At 59.1% G+C, this 23,416-nt stretch carries 26 protein-coding genes; 22 read left to right on the top strand and 4 right to left on the bottom strand.

The features are described from left to right. The first annotated feature begins 17 nt into the window (after positions 1–17). From msrA to SLH47_RS04010, 5 genes are all read left to right on the top strand, one after another. The gene (msrA, locus tag SLH47_RS04030) at positions 18–668 is read left to right on the top strand and encodes a peptide-methionine (S)-S-oxide reductase MsrA (protein ID WP_320238076.1); all 651 of its coding nucleotides are present in this window, start codon (positions 18–20) and stop codon (positions 666–668) included. Next, entirely contained in the window at positions 661–1,494 is an 834-nt protein-coding gene (locus SLH47_RS04025) for a PhzF family phenazine biosynthesis protein (RefSeq protein ID WP_320238075.1), read from the top strand. Before msrA ends, SLH47_RS04025 begins: the two co-directional genes overlap by 8 nt. Before the next feature lie 29 nt (positions 1,495–1,523). Continuing rightward, on the top strand, positions 1,524–2,225 hold the full coding sequence (locus SLH47_RS04020) for an SGNH/GDSL hydrolase family protein (protein WP_320238073.1): 702 nt from the start codon (positions 1,524–1,526) through the stop codon (positions 2,223–2,225). A gap of 30 nt (positions 2,226–2,255) precedes the next feature. Next, entirely contained in the window at positions 2,256–3,134 is an 879-nt protein-coding gene (locus tag SLH47_RS04015; RefSeq protein ID WP_320238072.1) for a 50S ribosomal protein L11 methyltransferase, read from the top strand. Between the two features lie 97 nt (positions 3,135–3,231). Continuing rightward, a complete protein-coding gene (locus tag SLH47_RS04010) occupies positions 3,232–3,582 on the top strand; it encodes a hypothetical protein (protein WP_320238070.1) in 351 nt (116 codons plus the stop codon). Between the two features lie 67 nt (positions 3,583–3,649). Here the strand turns inward: SLH47_RS04010 and SLH47_RS04005 are convergent, their stop codons facing one another. After that, positions 3,650–3,859 carry a DUF1127 domain-containing protein gene (locus SLH47_RS04005; protein WP_320238069.1) on the bottom strand — a complete coding sequence of 70 codons (210 nt, stop codon included), beginning with the start codon at positions 3,857–3,859 and terminating at the stop codon, positions 3,650–3,652. Beyond that, positions 3,846–3,971 carry a hypothetical protein gene (locus tag SLH47_RS04000; protein ID WP_320238068.1) on the bottom strand — a complete coding sequence of 42 codons (126 nt, stop codon included), beginning with the start codon at positions 3,969–3,971 and terminating at the stop codon, positions 3,846–3,848. Before SLH47_RS04000 ends, SLH47_RS04005 begins: the two co-directional genes overlap by 14 nt. Positions 3,972–4,168: 197 nt before the next feature. On the opposite strand from SLH47_RS04000, the gene ruvC reads away from it, so the two are divergent. The 17 genes from ruvC to SLH47_RS03915 all read left to right on the top strand — a co-directional run bounded on the left by ruvC (position 4,169) and on the right by SLH47_RS03915 (position 20,321). Further along, complete coding sequence (gene ruvC / locus SLH47_RS03995) at positions 4,169–4,675, top strand: crossover junction endodeoxyribonuclease RuvC (RefSeq protein ID WP_320238067.1); 507 nt, start codon at positions 4,169–4,171, stop codon at positions 4,673–4,675. After that, entirely contained in the window at positions 4,672–5,322 is a 651-nt protein-coding gene (gene ruvA, locus SLH47_RS03990; protein ID WP_320238065.1) for a Holliday junction branch migration protein RuvA, read from the top strand. The genes ruvC and ruvA overlap by 4 nt, the downstream gene beginning before the upstream one ends. 48 nt (positions 5,323–5,370) lie before the next feature. Continuing rightward, complete coding sequence (gene ruvB, locus SLH47_RS03985) at positions 5,371–6,390, top strand: Holliday junction branch migration DNA helicase RuvB (protein WP_320238064.1); 1,020 nt, start codon at positions 5,371–5,373, stop codon at positions 6,388–6,390. Between the two features lie 41 nt (positions 6,391–6,431). Beyond that, a complete protein-coding gene (locus SLH47_RS03980) occupies positions 6,432–7,049 on the top strand; it encodes a hypothetical protein (RefSeq protein WP_320238063.1) in 618 nt (205 codons plus the stop codon). Further along, positions 7,046–7,432 (top strand): tol-pal system-associated acyl-CoA thioesterase, encoded by a 387-nt coding sequence (ybgC, locus tag SLH47_RS03975; RefSeq protein WP_320238061.1) that lies wholly within the window; start codon positions 7,046–7,048, stop codon positions 7,430–7,432. Before SLH47_RS03980 ends, ybgC begins: the two co-directional genes overlap by 4 nt. Positions 7,433–7,545: 113 nt before the next feature. After that, positions 7,546–8,220, top strand: coding sequence for a protein TolQ (gene tolQ, locus SLH47_RS03970; RefSeq protein ID WP_320238060.1), 675 nt, complete (start codon positions 7,546–7,548; stop codon positions 8,218–8,220). A gap of 1 nt (position 8,221) precedes the next feature. After that, positions 8,222–8,692, top strand: a complete 471-nt coding sequence (locus tag SLH47_RS03965; protein WP_320238059.1) for an ExbD/TolR family protein — start codon at positions 8,222–8,224, stop codon at positions 8,690–8,692. Between the two features lie 3 nt (positions 8,693–8,695). Beyond that, complete coding sequence (locus SLH47_RS03960; RefSeq protein WP_320238058.1) at positions 8,696–9,802, top strand: energy transducer TonB; 1,107 nt, start codon at positions 8,696–8,698, stop codon at positions 9,800–9,802. A 102-nt stretch (positions 9,803–9,904) separates the two neighbouring features. After that, on the top strand, positions 9,905–11,221 hold the full coding sequence (gene tolB / locus SLH47_RS03955; protein WP_320238057.1) for a Tol-Pal system beta propeller repeat protein TolB: 1,317 nt from the start codon (positions 9,905–9,907) through the stop codon (positions 11,219–11,221). 76 nt (positions 11,222–11,297) lie between these two features. Further along, positions 11,298–11,813, top strand: a complete 516-nt coding sequence (gene pal, locus SLH47_RS03950; protein ID WP_320238056.1) for a peptidoglycan-associated lipoprotein Pal — start codon at positions 11,298–11,300, stop codon at positions 11,811–11,813. Positions 11,814–11,868: 55 nt separating this feature from the next. Beyond that, positions 11,869–12,651: a tol-pal system protein YbgF gene (ybgF, locus tag SLH47_RS03945; RefSeq protein ID WP_320238055.1), complete on the top strand. Its 783-nt coding sequence runs from the start codon at positions 11,869–11,871 to the stop codon at positions 12,649–12,651. Then, complete coding sequence (tilS, locus tag SLH47_RS03940) at positions 12,642–13,907, top strand: tRNA lysidine(34) synthetase TilS (RefSeq protein WP_320238054.1); 1,266 nt, start codon at positions 12,642–12,644, stop codon at positions 13,905–13,907. Before ybgF ends, tilS begins: the two co-directional genes overlap by 10 nt. Before the next feature lie 104 nt (positions 13,908–14,011). Continuing rightward, a complete protein-coding gene (ftsH, locus tag SLH47_RS03935; RefSeq protein ID WP_320238549.1) occupies positions 14,012–15,913 on the top strand; it encodes an ATP-dependent zinc metalloprotease FtsH in 1,902 nt (633 codons plus the stop codon). Positions 15,914–16,120: 207 nt separating this feature from the next. Next, a complete protein-coding gene (locus SLH47_RS03930; RefSeq protein ID WP_320238053.1) occupies positions 16,121–16,699 on the top strand; it encodes an MOSC domain-containing protein in 579 nt (192 codons plus the stop codon). Between the two features lie 144 nt (positions 16,700–16,843). Further along, positions 16,844–18,520, top strand: coding sequence for a formate--tetrahydrofolate ligase (locus SLH47_RS03925; RefSeq protein ID WP_320238052.1), 1,677 nt, complete (start codon positions 16,844–16,846; stop codon positions 18,518–18,520). 102 nt (positions 18,521–18,622) lie between these two features. Beyond that, positions 18,623–19,516 carry a bifunctional methylenetetrahydrofolate dehydrogenase/methenyltetrahydrofolate cyclohydrolase FolD gene (gene folD, locus SLH47_RS03920; protein WP_320238050.1) on the top strand — a complete coding sequence of 298 codons (894 nt, stop codon included), beginning with the start codon at positions 18,623–18,625 and terminating at the stop codon, positions 19,514–19,516. 61 nt (positions 19,517–19,577) lie between these two features. Continuing rightward, positions 19,578–20,321: a LytTR family DNA-binding domain-containing protein gene (locus SLH47_RS03915; RefSeq protein ID WP_320238049.1), complete on the top strand. Its 744-nt coding sequence runs from the start codon at positions 19,578–19,580 to the stop codon at positions 20,319–20,321. Here SLH47_RS03915 and pdeM read toward each other — a convergent pair. Then, the gene (gene pdeM / locus SLH47_RS03910) at positions 20,275–20,958 is read right to left on the bottom strand and encodes a ligase-associated DNA damage response endonuclease PdeM (RefSeq protein ID WP_320238547.1); all 684 of its coding nucleotides are present in this window, start codon (positions 20,956–20,958) and stop codon (positions 20,275–20,277) included. The genes SLH47_RS03915 and pdeM overlap by 47 nt on opposite strands. A 39-nt stretch (positions 20,959–20,997) precedes the next feature. Next, complete coding sequence (locus tag SLH47_RS03905; protein ID WP_320238048.1) at positions 20,998–23,397, bottom strand: ligase-associated DNA damage response DEXH box helicase; 2,400 nt, start codon at positions 23,395–23,397, stop codon at positions 20,998–21,000. Positions 23,398–23,416 lie beyond the last annotated feature (19 nt).

Genomic DNA, 23,416 nt, shown 5'->3' with positions numbered 1-23,416 from the left:
AGAGGAGTTTTGCGGATATGTTTTTTCTCAATCGCGCCAAGTCTGAAATGATCAGCCCCGATGCGGCCTTGCCCGGTCGTGCGTCACCCATTCCAACCGCACAGACACATTTTGTATACGGCACACCGCTGACCGCCGATCTGCCTGCGGGGCTGGAAGAGGCGATGTTTGGCATGGGGTGTTTCTGGGGTGTGGAGCGGATGTTCTGGAAGCTTGATGGCGTGAAATCCACGATGGTGGGTTATGCCGCAGGCTACACGCCCAACCCGACCTATGAAGAGGTGTGCAGCGGCAAGACCGGCCATAATGAGGTGGTGCGTGTCGTCTTTGATCCGGCCGTGATCTCTTATGATCAGTTGCTGCAGGTCTTCTGGGAGGGGCATGATCCTACTCAGGGCATGCGTCAGGGCAATGACACGGGAACGCAGTACCGGTCGGGCATCTATACTTATTCGGACGCGCAAAAGGCGGCGGCGGAGACTTCAAGAGAAGCCTTTGCACCGCGCCTGTCGACCGCTGGCTATGGCGCAATCACGACCGAGATCGTTGATGCGCCTCCCTTTTACTTCGCGGAAGACTATCACCAGCAATATCTTGCGAAGAACCCAGGCGGGTATTGCGGGCTTGGCGGTACGGGCGTGACCTGCCCGATTGGGGTCGGTGCGTAGACGGTTTCTGCAATGTGACGTGTTCAGCGCCGTTCCCACCAAAGGGAACGGCCTTGCGGTGGTCGTGGATGCCGATGGGCTGACGACTGCCCAGATGCAGGACTTCGCCGCCTGGACCAATCTGGCCGAGACAACGTTTCTGTTGCCGCCGACAAGGGCGGGCGCCGACTACGCCGTGCGCATCTTCACGCCGGGTCGCGAAATGCCGTTTGCCGGCCATCCAACCCTGGGCAGTTGTGCGGCGTGGTTGCACTGTGGCGGTCAGCCGCAAGAGCCGGGCTTGGTTCGTCAGGAATGCCAGATTGGTCTGGTCGAGATTGATACATCAGGCGACGTCCCAGCCTTCGTTGCCCCACCGACTGATGTTGCACCGCTGGCGCCCGCCGCTCAGTCGCGGTTAATGACTGTGCTTGGCCTCGATGCGTCACAGGTCATCCGCACGGCGCATCTAAACAATGGCCCGGTTTGGCAGGTGCTGGAACTAAAGGATGCCGCCACCGTGCTGGCGATCGATGCTGACAGGGTCCGATGGCCTGAATATGTCGGCGTTGGCGTGGTCGGCGCCCATGCCGCCGGCAACGACATCGATTACGAGGTTCGCAACCTCGCGCCGTCAAGTGGCATGTCCGAGGATCCGATCACCGGGTCGCTCAATGCGGCAATTGCGCACTGGATGTTTGCTGAAGGACGGCTGGATCGTGCGCTGGTCATGGCGCAAGGGACGGTCCTTGGCCGCGAAGGCCGGGTATTTGTGGCCAGCGCAGGGAGCGATGTGACAATTGGCGGACATGTGCATGTCTTGATCGACGGGACAGTGGATTTGTGATCCTGGACGCCACAGTACGGACCGTTTTGATGCCAGTACTTTTGCTGCAGGCGATCTATCTGCGCATGACGGTGTTACGATTGCCCGAGCCCGAAGGACCGCGCGCGGGTCGTACGGGGCAAGGGCCGGTTCTGCGGTTGGCAATTCTGGGTGACAGTTCGGCTGCCGGTGTCGGCGTCGCTGACCAGAAGGATGCTTTGCTGGGGCAGGTGATCCACAGGCTGCTATCACGCTTCACTGTGGATTATCGGCTTTTGGCAGCGACCGGGTCACGCACCGGTGACGTACTAGGCTGGCTGCAGGACATGTCGGAATTCGACGCTGATGTGGTCGTGGTTGCGTTGGGCGTCAATGACGTGACCAAGGGTGTCAGCCTGCGTCGGTGGCTGCGACAGCAATCGGCATTGCTGGATCGTTTGGTCCATGATTTTGGCGTCAAATATGTCATCGTGTCCGGCCTGCCGCCGATGCATGATTTTCCGCTGCTGCCGCAGCCCTTGCGCTGGGTGCTGGGCCGACAGGCTGCGCGCTTTGACAAGGCATTGCACGCGATGGTGGCGGGGCGACCTGATGCCACGTCGATCACAATCGATATGCGATTGGATCGCGACAACATGTCAGAGGACGGCTTTCATCCTGGCCCACTGGTTTACGCCGCTTGGGCCGATGCCGTGGTAGCGCAAGTTCTTGACCACCAGGGTCTGCTTGACGGCGCAGACCGCAATGCCTAACGGGTCGCTGACCTCAAAGGATCATTCGTGATGACCACATTTACCGCGCTCACCACCCTTTCCGGCGAAAGCGCCGCCTATGCGCTGTCAGATGCGCTGGAGGCGATCATGCCGGAACCTACGGGTATTGGTGTCTTTGAGATCGAGGATGGCTCGGGCTTATGGGAGGTTGGCGCTTATTTTTCAGAACATCCCGATGCCGCGGCACTGGCGGTGCTGAGCGCACTGCACAACGCAAAGCCCTTCACGATCTCGGAGGTTCCCGATCAGGATTGGGTGTCCAAGGTCCAGCGCGATCTGCCACCGGTCTCGGCGGGGCGGTTTTTCGTCTATGGCGCGCATGATGCGGACAAGGTGCCCACAGGCAAACATGCCCTGCTGATCGAGGCTGCGATGGCTTTTGGGACCGGGCATCATGGGACGACGCTTGGCTGTCTACGGGCGTTCGACTGGCTTCTGGATGAGGGTTTTGGCGGAGGGCAGATCGTGGATGTTGGGTGCGGCACGGCCGTTTTGGCCATGGCTGCGGCCAAGGTCTTACCCGATCCGGTTCTGGCCAGCGACATTGACCCTGTTGCGGTCGAAGTCGCGATGGCAAATGTGGCAGCAAATGGGCTGGCGGGCCGCGTGGAATGTGTGACTGGCGCGGGTTTTGGAGCACCTGCCTTGCAGCAACACGCGCCATTCGATCTGGTCTTTGCCAATATTTTAAAGGGGCCTTTGGTTGATCTGGCCCCCGATATGGCACGTTTTACGGCAGATGACGGATATGTGATTCTCTCTGGTATTCTGAACGAGCAGGCGGAGGATGTGATTGGTGTTTATCAACGAAACGGGTTCAATCTGCTCGAAAAAGAGGAAATTGTTGATTGGACAACGCTCCTCATGGGCAAAAACCCACCAGTCTAAGCTCTTTTGGTTAGTGTAATAGGAAAATAACTTGTTTCGTGACATCATCTCGTGAACAACAGAACTATTAGTTATTTCATTTGTTGTGGAGGATGTCATGGCGCAAGCCCATGTTCCATTCGATAAACGTCTCAAGCGGATCGTCCGCCGTCACGATCGTATGCAAAGCTCTGGTGCTGTAAAGACAGTGACGTCCGATGGATTGATCGTCGCCCGCCCACGTGTTTATCGCCCGCGGTTTCCGCTGAAGGGCTTGCTGGCGATCATTGTGCTTGGGTTTCTGTTCAAAGGGGCTGTGTACGCAGCACTTGGCACAGAAGAATATGCAGAACGTGTGGTGGCCTTGCAGCAGGGTAGCGTGATGGAACAGGCCGGTGGCTGGATCATGCAGGCTGACCCCGCTACCAAGTTTATTGCTGAGGGGTTTGGCACAGTTTTCGCTGAGTAACTGACGCCAAGGGCGTAAAAGAAGCCGCGCAGGATTGCGCGGCTTTTTTTGGTGTTACGTGAAGCGTCTACCGCCGGGCGAGGCGCGCAACCTCGTCGATGTCACCGTAGGTCAGACCAATATCTGCCAATTCACGCTCTGTCAGTTTTGTGAGCGAGTTGCGTGTGATCCGTGCATCGTTCCAAGCGGCAATAGCTGCAAACGCTGCGAGAAATACGGAAGAAATACGACCTGCGGAGAGGCCAACAGAGGGGCGGGTTGTGTCAAAAGCGGCCATGGCCATCATCCTTGTGCTGTGCAGCAATGCTGCGTTGTTTGATAGGGCGCAAATAGGTACGTTTTTTCCTGCCGACCAGTGACATTTCAGCATGGGTCATATGCGTTTTCATCATGCCTCATTTTTGGGCGTATTTGGCCGTAAAGTCATTATTTACAAAGGGTTAATCGTGTCGCTTTTCGACGTTCGGATGACGGTTTCGACACTGCTTCTCAGGTCCGTCGCATATCGTGTGCCTTGAAAGTGCCTTGGTTTTTGTTCGCCTTTTGTGCTAACCATTTCTGAAGAAAAGAACAAAAGAGGCGAGCGATGCGTGTTTTGGGGATCGACCCTGGGCTTCGCAACATGGGCTGGGGGGTGATTGCGGTGTCCGGTGCGCGGATTGCGCATGTTGCAAACGGAATCTGCCGCTCTTCGGGTGACGATCTGGCGGCGCGGCTTTTGTCATTGCATCAGCAACTGTCCGACATCGTCGACGCATATGCGCCCGAGGCAGCGGCAGTTGAGCAGACTTTCGTCAACAAGGACGGGGCCGGTACGCTGAAGCTGGGCCAGGCGCGGGGTGTGGCGATGCTGGTTCCGGCACAGGCGGGGCTGACTATTGGGGAATATGCACCGAATGCGGTCAAGAAAGCCGTCGTTGGGGTCGGACATGCGGATAAGACGCAAATCATGCATATGGTGAATCTGCAATTGCCGGGTACCCAGATCGCCGGTCCTGACGCGGCCGACGCCTTGGCGATTGCGATCTGCCATGCGCATCATCTGCAATCGGCAGGAACGCTCGCGCAAGCATTGGCGAAGGCGGGCGCATGATTGGCAAGATTTCGGGGCGATTGGATTATCGTGGTGCCGACCATGTGCTGATTGATGTGCGCGGGGTTGGTTATGTCGTCTACGTGTCCGACCGTGTGATGGCAGGATTGCCAGGGAATGGTGAGGCGGTGGCGCTTTACACGGATCTTCTTGTCCGGGAAGACAATTTGCAGCTTTTTGGCTTCGCCACGCTTGTGGAAAAGGAGTGGCACCGTTTGCTGATGTCCGTGCAGGGGATCGGTGCGAAGGCATCGATGGCGATTTTGGGCACAATTGGTGCAGAGGGTGTGAGCCGCGCAATTGCGTTGGGGGATTGGAACGCCATTGCGAAGGCGAAGGGTGTCGGGCCGAAGACGGCGCAGCGCGTCGCGATTGAACTCAAAGACAAGGCACCGGCGGTAATGGCGATGGGTGGTGCAGCGGTTGAGGCTGTGCAGAGTGATGTGATTGAGGCTGATGTGGTGATAACGACGCGCCCGACCCAAACAAACCCAGCGCAGGCCGAGGCGCTGTCGGCCTTGGCGAATTTGGGTTACGCGCCAGGCGATGCGGCGGCGGCGGTGGCCGAGGCGCTGAACGCAGCACCAGAAGCAGACACGCCTGCTTTGATCCGCGCGGCCTTGAAGCTGCTCGCGCCGAAAGGGTAGGGATGACGTGCTCATCCGCCGTTCAGGCCGTCTTTGCTGGAGAACGCTGTGACCCAACCTGATCCCACATTGCGTCCCGGCCCGCAGCCGGATGATGCGGACCGCGCTTTGCGGCCGCAAAGCCTGGATGAGTTCATCGGGCAGCGCGAGGCACGGGCCAATCTTAAGGTTTTCATTGAAAGCGCGCGCCGGCGGGGTGAGGCGATGGATCACGCGCTCTTCCACGGGCCGCCGGGGCTGGGCAAGACGACGCTGGCACAGATCATGGCGCGGGAACTCGGCGTGAATTTCCGTATGACGTCCGGGCCGGTTCTGGCCAAAGCGGGCGATCTGGCGGCGATTCTGACCAATCTTGAAGCGCGCGACGTGCTTTTCATCGACGAGATTCACCGGCTGAACCCGGCAGTGGAAGAGGTGCTGTATCCGGCGCTGGAAGACTTTGAGCTGGATCTGGTGATTGGTGAAGGGCCTGCCGCGCGGACCGTGCGGATTGAGTTGCAGCCCTTTACGCTTGTGGGGGCGACCACACGGATGGGCCTTTTGACCACGCCTTTGCGTGACCGTTTCGGCATCCCGACACGGCTGGAATTCTACACCAACGATGAACTCCATCAGATCGTTACACGCGGTGCGCGTCTCATGGGCGCACCCGCTTCTGATGATGGGGCCGCCGAGATAGCCAAACGCGCGCGGGGCACGCCCCGGATCGCGGGCCGTTTGCTGCGCAGGGTGGTCGACTTCGCAATTGTCGAAGGTGATGGGACCGTAACGCAGGAGATCGCAGACCGGGCGCTGACCCGGTTGGGCGTAGATCATATGGGTCTCGACAATGCGGACCGCCGCTATCTGCGCCTGATCGCGGAGAGCTATGGCGGTGGGCCCGTTGGGGTAGAGACGATGTCAGCAGCCCTCTCGGAAAGTCGTGACAGTCTGGAGGACGTGATTGAGCCTTACCTTCTACAGAAGGGTCTGATCCAGCGCACGCCCCGGGGTCGGATGCTGGCGCAGGCGGCTTGGGCGCATCTGGGGATCGCGCCACCAAAGTCGCAGACGGATTTGTTTGATTGAGAGGTGGGGGAGCCTCCGGCGGGAGTATTTTTGGCGAGATGATGAAAGATGTAGCGCCTTTGTTCACCCGCGGTGACGGGGAGTACGTCTTTGCCCGCTGGGGTCGGCCGATCGTGCCGGTGGTTTTTGGTGTCGATGATGCGACCCTCGCCGTCTTTAAGGGCGCGATTGAGGCCGTTGTGACTCTTGCCAGCCACCAGATGGCCGAAACCGATCCGGAACTGGGCGCCAATCTGATGGTGTTTTTCTGCACCGATTGGGATGAACTGGCAGCGGTCCCGAACCTGGATCGCCTTGTGCCCGACCTTGTGCCGCTTGTCGGGCGGCTCAAGGCGGCGGATGCGAACCAATACAGGATCTTTCGGTTTGATGAGGCTGGTGCCATTCGCGCTGCATTCGTGTTTCTGCGGATGGACGAACATCTGAGCGCCGTTGGCGCGGACACGCTGGCCCTGTCTCAAGCAGTGCAGACGATCCTGCTCTGGTCCGACAGGGCCTTCGATGAGATGCCGCCGCTTGCGATGATCGACGGCAAGGCTGTCTTGCGCCCAGAGATTGCCGATGTGATCCGCGCGGCCTATGACCCGGTGATGCCAGCTATGGCGCAGGACGCGAGCCATGCGCTGAGACTAGAAGCACGGGTGACAAAACCATCATGACCCACACTTTCCCCATCCGCGTCTACTATGAAGACACCGACCTCGCCGGGTTGGTCTACTATGCCAATTACCTGAAATTCATCGAACGCGCCCGTTCCGAATGGGTGCGGGAGATGGGGATCGATCAGGTGGAGATGAAGGCGGAGGGCTTCGTTTTCGCCGTCCGCCGGGTGGAGGCGGACTATATCGCGCCCGCGCATTATGATGATCAGCTTGTCGTCGAAAGCACGATGGATGCGATCACCGGTGCCCGCGTGGTCTTTCGCCAGGATGTGAAGCGGGGCGAGATTCTGCTTTTCTCGGCCAATGTGACGGTCGTTTGCCTGACCACGCAGGGGGCAGTTGCGCGCCTGCCAGCGGCGATCCGCCGTTCGGTCCACTAAACCCACCGCTTTTTCGCAGATGTGATGCGGGATTGGTTGGATTTCCCCGTGCCGATGCTGTACGCTTTGCCGCAATATGAGCCTCAAACGAGGCCGACAGGCAGAGCAGGTCAATGGAAGCAGCACACGAATTCACCATGTGGGCGCTCTTCGCGCGCGCCACGATCACTGTCAAAATCGTCATGATCATGCTGGTCGTCGCGTCCATCTGGACCTGGGCCGTGATCATCGACAAGACAATCCAGTATCGCAAGGCCCGGGCCGAAGCGGATATCTTTGACCGGTCGTTCTGGTCGGGTGACCCTTTGGATGGCCTTTACGCCAAGATTGGGCGCGATCCCGATGGACCGTCCGAGAAGATATTCGTCGCGGGCATGCAAGAATGGGAGCGATCCCATACTGATGACGGTGGGTTGATCGCAAATGCGACGTCGCGGATTGACCGATCTATGGATGTGGCCATCGCAAAGGAAGCGGGGCGTCTGCAGAAAAGCCTGCCTATTCTCGCGACCGTTGGATCGACCGCGCCCTTCGTGGGCCTGTTCGGGACGGTCTGGGGCATCATGAACGCGTTTATCGAGATTGCGGAGGCGCAGACCACCAATCTGGCCGTTGTCGCTCCGGGTATTGCCGAGGCGCTCTTGGCCACGGGGCTTGGGCTGCTCGCCGCGATCCCGGCGGTGATATACTATAACAAGCTCAGCTCTGATAGTGATGCGATTGTGAGCGGGTACGAGGCTTTCGCCGATGAGTTCGCCACGATTTTGAGCAGGCAGTTGGACAGCTGACATGGGCGCGGGAGTGATGAATTCAGGCGGGGACGGGGGCAGACGTGGTCGCCGCAGGTCGCGCCGCGGTAAGCCGATGTCAGAGATCAACGTGACCCCGTTTGTCGACGTGATGATGGTGCTGTTGATCATCTTCATGGTGGCGGCGCCATTGTCGGTCGTCGGTGTCCCGGTGGAATTGCCCGAAACGGCGGCAACGGCGCTGCCCGGTGATGAAGAAGAACCGCTAACCGTGACAATCACCAATGATGGCCGCGTCATGATCCAGGAAACGGATGTGGAAGAGGCACAGTTGGTCGCGCGCCTGCAGGCAATCGCGGCGGAACGGACCAGCGACAAGATCTTCCTGCGCGCCGATGGCCGCAACGACTGGAACCGCGTGGCCGAGATCATGGGCCTTCTGAATGCGGGTGGCTTTTCGGATATCGGCCTTGTGACAGATGTGGCCCCAGTGGACGGCGCTGACGGCTAGGCGATGTGGAGCCCCGGCACCTATATTTCGGGCATTGGCCACGCGGGGCTGATCACGCTCTTTATCCTCGGCTGGGGGTTTCAATCCGAGCCGCTGGTGTTTGACGATATCTCTGTGTCGGTCCTGAGCGGTGAGGAGTTTGAGCAACTGCGCGCTGGATCGACCCCCGAACCGGGGGAGGCAGAGCCGACCGCGCCCGTGGCACCTGTGATTGATGAGACTTTGCCACCACCGCCCGTTGAAGACACGCCACCCGCTCCACCACAGCCACCCCAACCGGTCGAACCGCCACCCAGCGAGGCACCACCACCTCAGCCGCCTGCGCCGGTCGAGACGGATGTCGCCGATGCGCCTCCTGCAGTTCCCGCACCGCCACCAGCGCCACCGCCGACGCCTGACGTTGAGGTGAGCGATGAACCGACACCGCCACAGGCGGAGCGGATCACATCAACCCCATCCCAACCGCCCCCGCCGGATGCGCGGGTGGATGATGTGGTGCGCGAGGAAGTTGTGCCCGACGATACAGCGGAGGCAGAGGTCGTTGAGGATGAGCAAGAGCCAACAGCACCTCCCGAATCCGCAACACAAATCGGGATCGCCGATCTGGCACCAACAACCTCTCTGCGTCCTGTTGCTCGCCCGAGCCGCCCGGCACCGTCTGCGGAGGAGCCTGCACAAGCGGCAGAAACCGATCCCGCGCCGGAGCCTGAAACGAGTGACCAAGATGTGGCCACTGCCTTGGCAGACGCGCTTTCTAATCAGTCGGCTGAAGCCCCAGCCGTTCCCGCTGGGCCGCCGATGACAGGGGCGGAACGCGACAGTTTCCGGATTGCAGTGAACCGGTGCTGGAATGTTGATCCTGGATCGGTGGCCGCGCGTGTCACTGTCGAAGTGGGTTTCAGTCTTGAACGCGATGGTACGGTGCGTGGTAACGAGGTGCGACTTCTCTCGTCTGATGGGGATCAAAGTGCTACGAACACGGCATTTGAAGCAGCTCGCCGGGCGATCCTGCGCTGCCAGTCGGGTGGCTATCAACTGCCAGCGGATAAATATGACCAATGGCAGGATGTCATAATCACGTTTGATCCAAGTGGCATGCGGCTACGATAGGCAAAGACACGCGTAGGTGAGGTGAAATCGTTTCATCCGCCTGCTAAGAAGAAAAGGTAAACGCGTTTCGGGACGAACCCGGACAGGCGGAGTGAGGCGAAGATGATGAAACGTATTCTGGCATTTCTGGTGGTGCTGCTCTTGGCGGGGCCCGCTTTGGCGCAAAACGGACCGCTGCGGTTGACGATCACCGACGGCGTGATCGAACCGATCACCTTTGCGGTGCCGAGTTTCGAGGCGGAAAGCCCGCAGGCGCAGCAGGTGGCCTCTGATCTCTCCCGCCTTGTGGCGCAGGACCTTGCGGGGACTGGTTTGTTCCGCGAAGTGCCAGCAACGGCCTTTATCTCTCAGGTGTCCTCTTTCGCGCAGCCCATCGCCTTTCCTGATTGGCGCGCGATCAACGCGCAGGCCCTGATCACCGGGGCGGTGACTGTCAGCGGACAGCAACTGGTCGTCAAATTCCGCCTTTATGATGTGTTCTCAGGCCAGGAACTGGGTGAGGGTTTGCAGTTTGCAGGCACCATCGCGGGCTGGCGGCGCATGGGGCACAAGGTGGCAGACGCCGTCTATAGCCGGATCACGGGTGAAGGTGGCTATTTCGACAGCCGCGTTGTGTTTGTCTCGGAAAGCGGGCCCAAGGATAACCGGCTCAAGCGTCTGGCCGTCATGGATTATGACGGGGCCAATGTGCAGTTCTTGACTGACAGCAGCAGCATCGTACTCGCTCCGCGTTTTTCTCCTAACGGAGACCGGGTGCTTTACACCAGCTTTGAGTCCGGCTTTCCCCGGATCAACGTGCTCGACGTTGCCAATGTGGGCCGCCAGCAATTGACGACCGCACCGGGTGAGATGGCGTTCTCCCCACGATTTTCACGTGATGGCCGTTCGGTGATCTACAGCCTGTCCAATGGGGGAAATACGGATATCTACCGCACCGATCTCGGTTCGGGGCAGAGCCTGCGCCTGACCTCGGCCCCGTCCATTGAAACCGCTCCCAGCCTGTCACCCGATGGCAGCCAGATCGTCTTTGAAAGCGACCGCTCCGGTACCCAGCAGCTTTATATCATGTCCGCCAATGGTGGTGAGGCGCGGCGGATTTCCTTTGGCGAAGGCCGCTACGGCACGCCCGTCTGGTCGCCACGCGGTGATCTAGTGGCTTTTACCAAACAGAATGCGGGTAGGTTCCATATTGGCGTGATGCGCACGGATGGATCCGAAGAGCGTCTGCTGACCTCATCCTTCCTTGATGAAGGGCCCACATGGTCGCCCAACGGTCGCGTCATCATGTTCAGCCGCGAAACCCAAGGGGCCGGTGGGACTTCAACGCTTTACTCTGTCGACATTTCAGGACGGAACCTCAAAGCGGTGCCAATCCAGGGCGGGGGCTCAGACCCATCATGGGGGCCATTGCAGCCGTAACGATGTGTGATTACCCATACCCAAAAGCCATGCTATAGTGCGCCAAAACGAGCAGATAACAACAGGACATAAACGGATGAACATTCTCAAAAAGGTGGCGGTTTTGCTTCTGGTTCTGGCTACGGCGGCCTGTACCAACCCGGACCGTTTTGGCGGCGGTGCAGGTGGTGCTGGTGGCGCGGGTGCTGATGGCGGTCTGGCCGGATCGGCCAGTGACCCGGCAAGCCCGCAATTCTTCAATCAGACAATTGGGGATCGCGTCCTCTTTGCAGTCGATCAATCGACCATCACCGATCAGGGCAAATCTATCCTCGATGGCCAGGCCCAGTGGCTGATGACGAACACCGACTATCGCGCGGTCATTGAGGGCCATGCCGATGAGCAAGGCACGCGTGAATACAACCTCGCCCTCGGCTTCCGTCGTGCGAATGCGGTGCGTGAATATCTGGTGTCGCGCGGCGTGCCCTCCAGCCGTCTGGAAGTCACGAGCTACGGCAAAGAGCGCCCGATTGAGGTCTGTTCAAACGAAAGTTGCTATGCGCAGAACCGTCGCGCGGTGACGGTGCTGTCATTCTCGGCTATCACAAGCTGATCAAGACCAAAGGAAGCCCCATATGCACCGCCTTGTCCTTGTCTGCGCTTTGCTGATGACTCCATTTCCTGCCGTGGCGCAGGATGAGACACTGGCCGACATCCGACAACAATTGACGGTGCTTTATGTGGATGTGCAACGGTTGCGCCGGGAATTGTCCACCACAGGTGGGCTGAATTCCGGCGTCGTCGGGAACACGCCGCTCGACCGGCTGAACGCGATCGAGGCGGAGTTGCAGCGCCTGACATCGAAGTCCGAAGAGTTGGAGTTTCGGATCAACCGCATCACTGTCGATGGCACCAACCGGATTGGTGATCTTGAATTCCGTCTCTGCGAGTTGGAAAGCGATTGTGACATTGGCCAATTGGGTGACACACCGTCGCTGGGCGGTGTGGACAACGGCGCGGGCGTGCCAGCCGCCAACCTACCACCGGCAACAGGCGGTCCTGCCCTGGCCGTTGGCGAACAGGGCGATTTTGAGCGGGCGCAGGAGGCGCTCGCCGCCGGTGACTTTCGCAGCGCCGTTGACCAGCTTGCGTCCTTTGGCACGACCTACCCGGGCAGCCCGCTGATGGCGCAGGCGAATTACCTGCGCGGCGAGGCGCTTGAGGGGCTGGGCAATCTCACCGACGCCGCCCGCGCTTATCTTGAGGCGTTTTCGGGTGACCCGACCGGTGGCACGGCGCCTGATGCCTTGTTCAAGCTGGGCACGACATTGGGGTCAATCGGACAGACACAGGATGCCTGTTTGACCCTTGCAGAGGTCGGCGTCCGCTTTCCGGGCAATGCCGCCGTCTCGGATGCGCAGCTTGCGATGCAAAATCTGGGATGTCAGTAGCCGACACCCCCCAATCCGACATCCGCGATGACGATTTGCTCAACGCAGCGCGGGCGGCATTTGATCCTGTTCTGCCCGCCCGCGTGGCCGTCGCCGCCTCTGGCGGCGGCGACTCCATGGCGCTCTTACAGGTGTTTGCCCAATTAACGAAATCGGATGACTTGGCGCTGGAAGCAGTGACCGTTGATCACGGCTTGCGCCCTGAAGCAGCAACGGAGATTGCATTGGTCGCCCGGACATGTGCCGATCTGGGCATCGCTCACCATGTCTTGCGCTGGGACGGCTGGGTTGGGGCAGGCAATCTCATGGCTGCGGCGCGCGATGCGCGATATCGCCTCATCGCCGATTGGGCCGCCACAAGCGGTGTGGATGCCGTTGTGCTTGGTCATACGGCTGATGACGTGGCCGAAAACTTCCTGATCCGCCTTACCCGGAAAGCGGGCCCCGATGGGCTATCCAAGATGGATGCGCGGTTTGATCGTCTTGGCGTCACCTGGGCCAGACCGTTGTTGGGCCACAGCCGATCCGAATTGCGCAGCTATTTGCAGCGGCACGGTATTGCTTGGGCTGAGGACCCAACAAATGACGATGACAGTTTTGACCGTGCCCGCGCACGCAAGGCGCTGAGCATTCTGTCTGATCTTGGAGTAACGGTCGATGCGCTCAACAGCGTCAGCGATGCCATGCGCGGCGCGCGGTTGGCGCTTGATCACTATGCGCAGATCGAGGCGCGACGCTACATCGTGCAAGAGGCGGGTGATTTGGTTCTGCGTCTTGGCCTGACGGGGCCTCTGCCAGCCGAGATCAAGCGTCGCCTGTGGCGCGCAGCAATCCCGTGGATCAACGGTTCCGATTACCCGCCGCGGCAAAGCACCTTGTTTGATATCGTTGCCTCACTGCAAAACGACGGAAGCGCCACAATGGGTGGCTGCCTGATCACCCGCAAAGCGGATGATTGGCGGATCACGCGCGAATATAGTGCCGTGCGCGATCTGGCGTGCAAAACGACAGAGCTTTGGGATGGTCGTTGGACCATCGACGGACCCCATGACCACACGCTTGTCGTGCGGGCCCTTGGTGACGGCATCCATCATTGCACTGAATGGCGCGAGGTCGGTTTGCCACGCACATCACTGATCGCAACACCGGCCATTTGGCATGGAGATGAACTGATCGCCGCCCCTTTTGCCGGTTTACGTAACGGATGGTCCGCACAGATTGCCGCGGATTTCCATCAACATGCGTTTGCGCATTGAAGATTAACGTTTTGCCTCTATTTTAGATGAAACGCTTATGCGGCGACTCTGTCGCCTCATTTCCCGATATCAAAGGAGTTTTTCCCTTGGGCAACGCGCGTAACATGGTCTTTTGGGTCGTCCTGTTCCTGATGGTGCTGGCGCTGTTTAACCTTTTCAGCAGCCCCCCCGGATCAGCCAACTCAGAGGCTCGCAGCTATTCCGAATTTGTCGAAGCCGTGGAAGGTGGCCGGGTCACCAACGTGGTGATTGACGGCGAAAATGTGCGGTTTGAGGAAGGCGGACGCACCTATTCAACGATCATGCCGCAGGATGCGGAGGTGACAAACCTGCTGATCGAGGCGGATGTGCCGGTTTCTGCCCGTAGCCAGGAAACCTCTGTTTTCCAATCCTTTATCGTCAGCCTGTTGCCATTCCTCTTGCTGATTGGTGTCTGGATTTACTTCATGAACCGCATGCAAGGCGGTGGCAAAGGTGGCGCGATGGGCTTTGGCAAATCGCGGGCAAAATTGCTGACCGAAAAGCATGGGCGCGTCACATTTGATGATGTGGCGGGTATTGATGAAGCCAAGGAAGAACTCGAAGAGATTGTTGAGTTCCTGCGGAACCCGCAGAAGTTCAGCCGCTTGGGCGGCAAGATCCCGAAAGGCGCGCTGCTCGTAGGCCCTCCAGGTACCGGTAAAACGCTGCTCGCACGCGCGATTGCGGGCGAGGCGGGTGTGCCGTTCTTTACGATTTCCGGTTCTGACTTTGTCGAAATGTTTGTGGGTGTCGGAGCGTCACGTGTCCGCGACATGTTCGAACAGGCCAAAAAGAACGCGCCATGTATCGTCTTTATCGATGAGATTGATGCTGTGGGTCGATCCCGCGGTGCGGGCTACGGCGGCGGCAATGATGAGCGTGAACAGACGCTCAACCAGCTTCTGGTTGAGATGGATGGTTTTGAAGCCAATGAAGGTGTGATCATCGTCGCTGCGACCAACCGCCGTGACGTTCTTGACCCTGCTTTGCTGCGCCCCGGTCGTTTCGACCGTCAGGTGACCGTGCCGAACCCCGACATCAAAGGGCGTGAAAAGATCCTCGGCGTGCATGCCCGCAAAATCCCTCTGGGTCCCGATGTCGACCTGCGCATCATCGCACGCGGCTCACCCGGCTTCTCCGGCGCTGACCTTGCCAACCTTGTAAACGAAGCTGCCTTGATGGCGGCGCGTGTTGGGCGGCGATTTGTCACGATGGTCGATTTCGAAGCGGCCAAAGACAAGGTCATGATGGGTGCGGAACGTCGGTCGATGGTCATGACCGCCGAACAAAAGGAAATGACGGCCTATCACGAGGCAGGCCATGCCATTGTCGGGATCACATTGCCGAAATGCGACCCGGTCTATAAGGCGACGATCATTCCGCGCGGCGGTGCGCTGGGCATGGTGATGAGCTTGCCTGAGATGGACCGCCTGAACATGTTCAAGGATGAGTGCCATCAGCGCCTTGCGATGATGATGGCCGGCAAGGCTGCCGAGATCATCAAATATGGTGAGGACGAAGTCTCAAACGGCCCGGCTGGTGACATTCAGCAGGCCAGCCAACTGGCTCGCGCGATGGTTTTGCGCTGGGGCATGTCCGAGAAGGTGGGCAATATCGACTACGCCGAGGCCCATGAAGGTTATCAGGGCAATACGGCAGGTCTGTCGGTCTCTGCCAGCACCAAGGAGCTGATTGAGGACGAGGTGCGCAGCTTTATTCAGCAGGGCTATGAACGTGCGCGTGAGATCATTCTGGAGCGCAACGAAGAGTTCGAGCGTTTGGCGCAAGGCCTGTTGGAATACGAAACGCTGACCGGTGACGAAATTGAGCGTGTAATCCGTGGTGAGCCACCACAAGCAGGCGACGATGCCGATGAGACACCACCATCTGGTGGCACACCGTCAGTCACGGCCATTCCGAAAACCAAACCGAAAAAGCCGCCGCGCGAACCTGATGCGGGGCTCGAACCAGAGCCATCAGTCTAACAATAAGACGCCGCCCAACAGGGCGGCGTTTTCGTTCGAGACGATCAGCATCGTTTGGCGCCTTCTTTGCATTGAGAGAAGCACCGACTGATTTGATAAATCCACAAAGTTGCCGCGACTGCTTGCCTATCGGGATTGGTGCTGGCACGACTGGCGCGAACAGGCTGGTGCGCATACGCAAAGCCGGATGCTTCAAAAGGATTTGTGATGCCCGCACTCGTGCCGACCGAGATTATTGGTGAAGTCACGTGGATCGGTTTGGTGCCGGATCGCGATGCATCTCTCAAGTCGCGGGCCATAACGTCGGCACAACTGACATTTGCAGGTATCCCGGGTGAGGCTCATGGCGGCCTGACCCGGCCATCATGTTCACGTGTGGTCAGCCAATATCCGAAGGGGACGGAGATTCGGAATGTACGGCAGCTTTCGGTCTTGTCAGCGGAAGAACTGGCGGAGATTGCAGATGCCTGCGGCCTCGCCGCGCTTGACCCGGCCATGGCCGGAGCATCGTTGGTCATCAGCGGCATCCCCGATTTCACGCATGTGCCTCCGTCCTCACGGCTGCAATTCGTGTCCGGCGCGACCATCGTTGTTGATATGGAAAACCGCCCATGTCATTTGCCCGCAAAGGTCATCAATGCTGATCATCCGGGTGCTGGCGACAGGTTTAAGGCTGCAGCGAAGGGTAAGCGCGGGGTAACCGCCTGGGTCGAGCGCGAGGGTGGAGTGAAAGTTGCCGATAGCGTGCGGCTGCACGTACCTGACCAGCGCGCATGGCGCCCATAGGTTTCCCATCCGAAACGCCCTGGGGTTTTCCCGCCGATTCCAGGAGCGAAAATGTCGCAATCACGGTGCATGTCACCCCACACGACGGATAGAAGCATCCACAAGAGAGGCGTGGCATTTGCCCCAAGGTCAGGGAAGGCTTTCATGGAATACAAGTCCGATATCGAGATTGCGCGCTCGGCGCAAAAACGGCCCATTCAGGAAATTGGCGCCAAGCTGGGCATCGAAAGCGATGATCTGCTGCCCTATGGCCACGACAAGGCCAAAGTCAGCCAGCGTCTGATCGACAGCGTGCAGGACCGGCCTGATGGTAAGTTAATCCTTGTGACCGCGATCAACCCAACGCCTGCGGGCGAAGGCAAGACGACCACGACTGTCGGCTTGGGCGACGGTCTGAATGCCATTGGCAAGAAGGCGGCGATTTGTATTCGCGAGGCCTCTCTTGGCCCTTGCTTTGGCATGAAGGGCGGTGCGGCTGGTGGCGGTTATGCGCAGGTGGTGCCGATGGAGGATATGAACCTGCACTTCACAGGAGACTTCCACGCGATCACGAGCGCGCATAACCTGCTCTCGGCGATGATCGACAACCATATCTATTGGGGCAATGCGCTGGAGATCGATATCCGTCGCGTGACCTGGCGGCGTGTCTTGGATATGAATGACCGTGCTTTGCGGCAGATCACGACCTCTCTGGGCGGTGTCGCCAACGGCTTCCCACGCGAAGCCGGGTTTGACATCACCGTTGCGTCCGAGGTCATGGCGATCCTCTGCCTCGCCCGCAATCTTGAAGACCTGCAAAAGCGACTCGGCGATATCATCGTGGCCTACCGCCGTGACCGCAGCCCGGTCTATTGCCGGGACATCAAGGCGGATGGCGCGATGACGGTGCTTTTGAAAGACGCGATGCAACCCAATCTGGTGCAGACTCTAGAGAACAACCCGGCCTTTGTGCATGGCGGGCCGTTTGCGAATATCGCGCATGGCTGTAACTCGGTTACGGCCACGACCACGGCGCTGAAACTTGCGGATTATGTCGTGACGGAGGCGGGTTTTGGCGCTGATCTGGGTGCCGAGAAGTTCATGAACATCAAATGCCGCAAGGCCGGGCTCGCTCCATCCTGCGTTGTTGTCGTGGCGACGGTGCGGGCGATGAAGATGAATGGTGGCGTCGCAAAGGCTGATCTGGGGCCGGAGAATGTTGATGCGGTGAATGCAGGTTGTGCAAATCTGGGCCGCCATATTGAGAATGTGAAATCCTTTGGTGTGCCGGTTGTGGTCGCGATCAACCATTTTGTCACCGATACGGATTCAGAGATTGATGCGGTGAAGGCCTATGTGACCACCCAAGGGGCTGAGGCCATTCTCTGCAAGCATTGGGCACTGGGGTCTGAAGGCACCAAGGCGCTGGCCACCCGCGTAGCCGAGATTGCCGATGCGGATGAGGCGAATTTTGCGCCGATCTATCCTGATGACATGCGTCTTTTTGAGAAGATCGAGACGATTGCCAAACGCATTTACCGGGCCGATGAGGTGATTGCCGACAGCAAGATCCGTGATCAGTTGAAGGCCTGGGAAGAGCAGGGTTATGGGGATCTGCCTGTCTGTATGGCCAAGACCCAGTATAGTTTCACTACTGATCCGAATTTGCGTGGGGCGCCAACCGGCCATGCTGTGCCGGTCCGTGAAGTGCGCCTGAGCGCTGGGGCAGGTTTCATTGTTGCGATTTGTGGGGAGATCATGACGATGCCGGGTCTGCCTCGCGTGCCTTCGGCGGAGGCGATCATGCTGAATGATGCGGGCCAGATTGAAGGGTTGTTTTAGGTCGGTTGGGACGACGCTCGTCCCGGGTGGACCCGGGACATCGCCCCGCCCACCCTCCCATTTGCCTCCGGCGGAGGTATTTTTGAACATGAGAAGAATGCGATGACAGCGACAGTGATTGACGGAAAAGCATTTGCGGCCAAGGTGCGGGGGCAGGTGGGTGAACATGTGGCCCGCCTGAAAGAGGAACATGGGATCACACCTGGTTTGGCCGTTGTGCTGGTGGGCGAAGATCCGGCAAGCCAAGTCTATGTTCGCTCCAAGGGGAAGATGACCGTTGAGGTTGGGATGGCCTCTTTCGAGCATCGATTGGATGCCGGAACCACGGAAGCGGATTTGCTGGCGATCATTGACCAGTTGAACAACGATCCGAAGGTGCACGGCATTCTTGTGCAATTGCCGCTCCCCGATCATTTGGACAGCGATCTTGTCATCAATCGCATTGATCCGGCCAAGGATGTCGATGGCTTTCATATCTCGAATGTGGGGCTGTTGGGGACCGGTCAGAAGAGCATGGTACCTTGTACGCCACTGGGATGTCTGATGATGCTGCGGGACCTTCACGGGTCGCTTTCGGGCAAGCATGCGGTCGTGGTGGGCCGGTCGAATATCGTGGGCAAGCCGATGGCGCAGCTTCTATTGGGCGACAGTTGTACCGTGACGATTGCACATTCGCGGACCACGGATTTGCCTGACGTGGTCCGGCAGGCGGATATTGTCGTGGCGGCCGTTGGTCGCCCGCAGATGATCCCAGGCGACTGGATTAAGGAAGGTGCCACTGTGATCGATGTGGGCATCAACCGTATTGCAAAACCCGATGGCGGTACGCGACTGGTCGGCGATGTGGACTACGACAGTTGCGCTGAGCGTGCTGGCGCGATCACACCGGTGCCGGGTGGCGTGGGACCGATGACAATCGCCTGTCTTTTGGCGAATACGGTGACCGCCTGCTGCCGCGCGCATGGGCTGCCCGAGCCCGAGGGCCTGACTGCTTGACCAAACGTCAACCGATACACCCTAACGTTGTTCGGTGAGGTTTGGTTCGCTATGAAAACGTATGCAAGGTGCATTTCCGCCATCGAAAACATATACTTCATGGGGATTAAGGCTGCTTCTTCTGACGGGCGCTGCCATCATCTTTGCGCTACTGGGTCCGTTTGGCACCTATGAGGCTCTGACCCTCGCGGGCCGCTTCGTTTATTGGTTTATCTTACTGGCTGCGGCCGATGTTTGCATTCGGCTCACGCACCGCATTGTGGAGCGTTATGGTGTGGTGAGTGGTCGAGCAGGGCATTTGGCCCAATGTGCAATCTGTTTTACCATCCTGTTTTCACCATCTGCATGGGCGCTGAGCAGCCTTTTCGACGGTGGGTTGTGGGATTTATCCGGGTTCGTGATCTTTGCAGGCAATATCGGGGGCCTTGCTGCCACGATGGGTGTGTTGACGTTCTTCTTTTGGGGCGCGAAGGAAGATGAGGTGCGCAGCCGTGCGCGGCTTTATGACCGTCTGCCGTTGCCGACCAAGGCATCCATCATGCGCCTGACCGTGGATGATCACTATGTCGATGTTTATCTCGATGACGGTACCCAGCACCGTGTGCTGATGCGGCTGACGGATGCAATCCGCGAGATGGACGGCGCGCCGGGTTTTTGTACGCATCGGTCGCATTGGGTGTCGACCGAGCATATCACGAGCGCTGTCAAAGAGAAGAACCGCGAATTTGTCGTTTTGGCCGATGGTACGCAGGTGCCTGTCAGTAAGACCTACCGCGAAGATGTACTCGCTGCGGGGTTTCTGTAAGCGGCACGGCGATTGCCTTTCGTCCGGTCAGCACGGCCACGGCCTTGGGGCCAAAGAGCTTGCGCAAATCGGGCGCGTTGCATGATAACCCGCCGGTATAGGCGCCATAGGCCGGAAGGATCAGCCGGTTCTGATCGTAAACAAAGGTGGGCCTGCTGCGCCCGGTGAGCCGGTGTTTGGGGTGGTAATGTCCGGAAACCTCGGCCTTTTCCGGCGTGGCGATATGCCGGAAGGTCAGCGTACCGATTTTGATCTGTGCCAGATGCGCACCACCCAGATCGACCGGGCCGGGGTCGTGGTTGCCCTCGATCCAGATCCATTCGCGACCGGCCTGCAGTCCCGTCAACAGAAAGCGCATGTCCTCATGCAGGCTTTGGGCCGCATCCAGATCATCGAAACTGTCGCCAAGGCAAATGACCGTCTGCGGGTTCAAGCGCCGAATGTCGTCCTGCAGTTTTTCAAGTGTTTCCTGCACTTCATAGGGGGGCAGCATGAAGCCGCTGCGCCGGGCAATCCGATCAGATTTGCCTAAGTGAAGATCGGAAACGCACAAGCACCGCTGATCAGGCAGATAGAGCGCGCCGGTAGGCAGGGCGGTGCAACGCGTGCCGCAAAGGATGAAGTTGTGGCCGTTCATGATCTGTTCTTTGGCCGATTGCAGGCCGTCCATCAAGCCTTATTCGACACCGATCTCGGCTAGCAGGCGTTCGGCCTCTTCTTCCAGCATGCGGTCCTGCGCGGCACCGGCCAAGGCGATGCGCCCCTGTTCAAGGAACATCGGCAAGGAGAGAGGCGTCACCCGGTCAAGCTGTACATGGTCAATGCGGCCTGCCGTGCGTGCCAGCATTTCCTCGATCCGCCCGAAATCGACAAGGCCGCGCATCGCCTCTTCGCGCGTTATCTGCAGCATAAGGTGGTCGGGGTCGTACTTTGCCAGGGTGTCGTAAAGGATGTCCGACGAAAACGTCGCCTGTCGTCCGGTTTTGCGGCTTTGTGGCAGGTTCCGTTCGATTAGACCGGCAATGGTGGCTGCGGCGCGGAACGTCTTTTTCATCACCGCGTTGCCTGACAACCATGTTTCGAAATCAGCGCGCAGATTTGACGCCTGAAAAAGCGGGGCAGGATCGTGTACCGGCTCTAACCCCCAGACGAGCGTGGCGTAATCATTGGCAACAAAACCCAGCGGGTCGAGCCCGAGTTCCTCCATTCGTTGGGTCAGTAACATGCCGAGCGTCTGCATCGCATTGCGCCCGGCAAAACCATAGGCGCAAACATGGTGGCGGCCCTCATGCGGGAAGGTCTCGACAAGGATCCGGTCCGCCTCGGGCAGTTTTGAGACCGCACGGTGCAGGTGCAGCCATTCGGCTGTATGCGCCGGCAGATCGGGCCAGGCATCCTGCTTGAACATAGCTAAGATGCGCTGCGACAATTGGGTGGAATTGGCGAACTTGGTCCCCATGAAGGTGGCAATCTTTGGCGTCTTATCGCCGCGCCGCGTGACTTGCACGGTCATTTCCTTCATGCTTTCGTAACGCACAACTTGCCCGCCGATCAGGAACGTATCACCAGGGGTGAGCGTCGCTGCAAAGTTCTCTTCGACCTCACCCAGCGGTTTGAAATTGCCCTTCATCCTGACCTTCAACGTGTCCGTGTCCTGGATCGTGCCGATATTCATGCGAATGCGCTGCGCCGCACGCGGGTCGCGCAATTGCCACATGCCACCGGCGTTTTGCACCAGCCGTTTCCATTTGTCATAGGCGCGCAGGGCGTAGCCGCCCGTGGCGCAGAATTCGAGGCAATCGTCAAATTCTGCGCGGGTTAAGGTGCGGAAGCTGCCGACACTCTTTACCTCGGCAAAGAGCAGATCAGCGTCAAATGGACCCGTGCAGGCGGTGATCAGGATGTGTTGGCACAGTACGTCGCGCGGCCCCGGCCCCTTGGGATCGCCGTCAAGATCGTGTGCCTTGACCGCATCGAGGGCCGCGACGCATTCGACCACCTCAAACCGGTTTGCCGGGACCAACAGCGCCTTTGAAGGCGCGTTGTAGCGGTGGTTGGCCCGTCCGATCCGCTGTACGAGTCGCTTCACATTCTTCGGCGCACCCACCTGCACCACCAGATCGACATCGCCCCAATCGATGCCCAGATCGAGGCTGCCGGTGCAAACAACCGCACGCAGGTCACCATTCACCATCGCGGCCTCGACACGCTCACGCTGTTCCCGCGCGAGAGAGCCGTGATGGATGCCGATGGGCAGATCGTCCGTATTGGCAAGCCACAGATTGTGAAAGAAAATCTCGGCCTGTGCGCGCGTGTTGTGGAAGATCAGTGTGATCTTGTGCTTCTTGACCTCCTCAAGAACCGCCGCGATCGCGTATTTTGCGCCTCCGCCGGTCCAAGGTGGTTTCTCGTCAGTCAACAGCATGGAAATGTCCGGGTCAGGTCCCGGATCGGCGTTGATAATCGCGCATGGATCGGGCTGGCGCGCGAGTTCTGCGGCAATAGCGCCAGGATCTTCGACCGTGGCCGACAGCCCCACACGCCGCAGATTAGGCGCGAGCGTTTGCAACCGGCTGAGCGCCAGCATCAATTGATCGCCCCGCTTACTTTCGCTGAGCGCGTGGATCTCGTCGACAATAATCCGCTCCAGCCCTTTGAAAACGCGCGGTGCGTCTTCATAGCTCGTCAAAAGTGCGAGGGATTCTGGCGTGGTCAGAAGAATATGCGGTGGGTCCGCCCGCTGCCGTCGCTTTTGCGTGTATGAGGTATCGCCGGTCCGGTCTTCGATCCGGATTTGCAGACCCATCTCATCAACAGGTGTGCGCAGGTTGCGCCGGATGTCAGCCGCCAGCGCCTTGAGCGGCGAGACGTAGAGCGTGTGCAGTCCGTCATGCGCACCCCCGCTCAGTTCGATCAGCGACGGGAGAAAACCTGCGAGCGTCTTGCCGCCGCCCGTCGGCGCGATGAGCAACAGGGCGGGCGCACTCGCTTGATCGAGCATGGCTTGCTGATGAGGGTGAATGCTCCAACCGCGCCGTGCAAACCAGTCTTCAAAATGCGGGGGTAGGGCGGTCATGGGGCTAAACTGCTTTGCA

Source organism: Cognatiyoonia sp. IB215182, from assembly GCF_033963905.1.
Classification (GTDB): Bacteria; Pseudomonadota; Alphaproteobacteria; order Rhodobacterales; family Rhodobacteraceae; genus Yoonia.
This window is presented reverse-complemented; position numbering and strand designations above follow the sequence as displayed.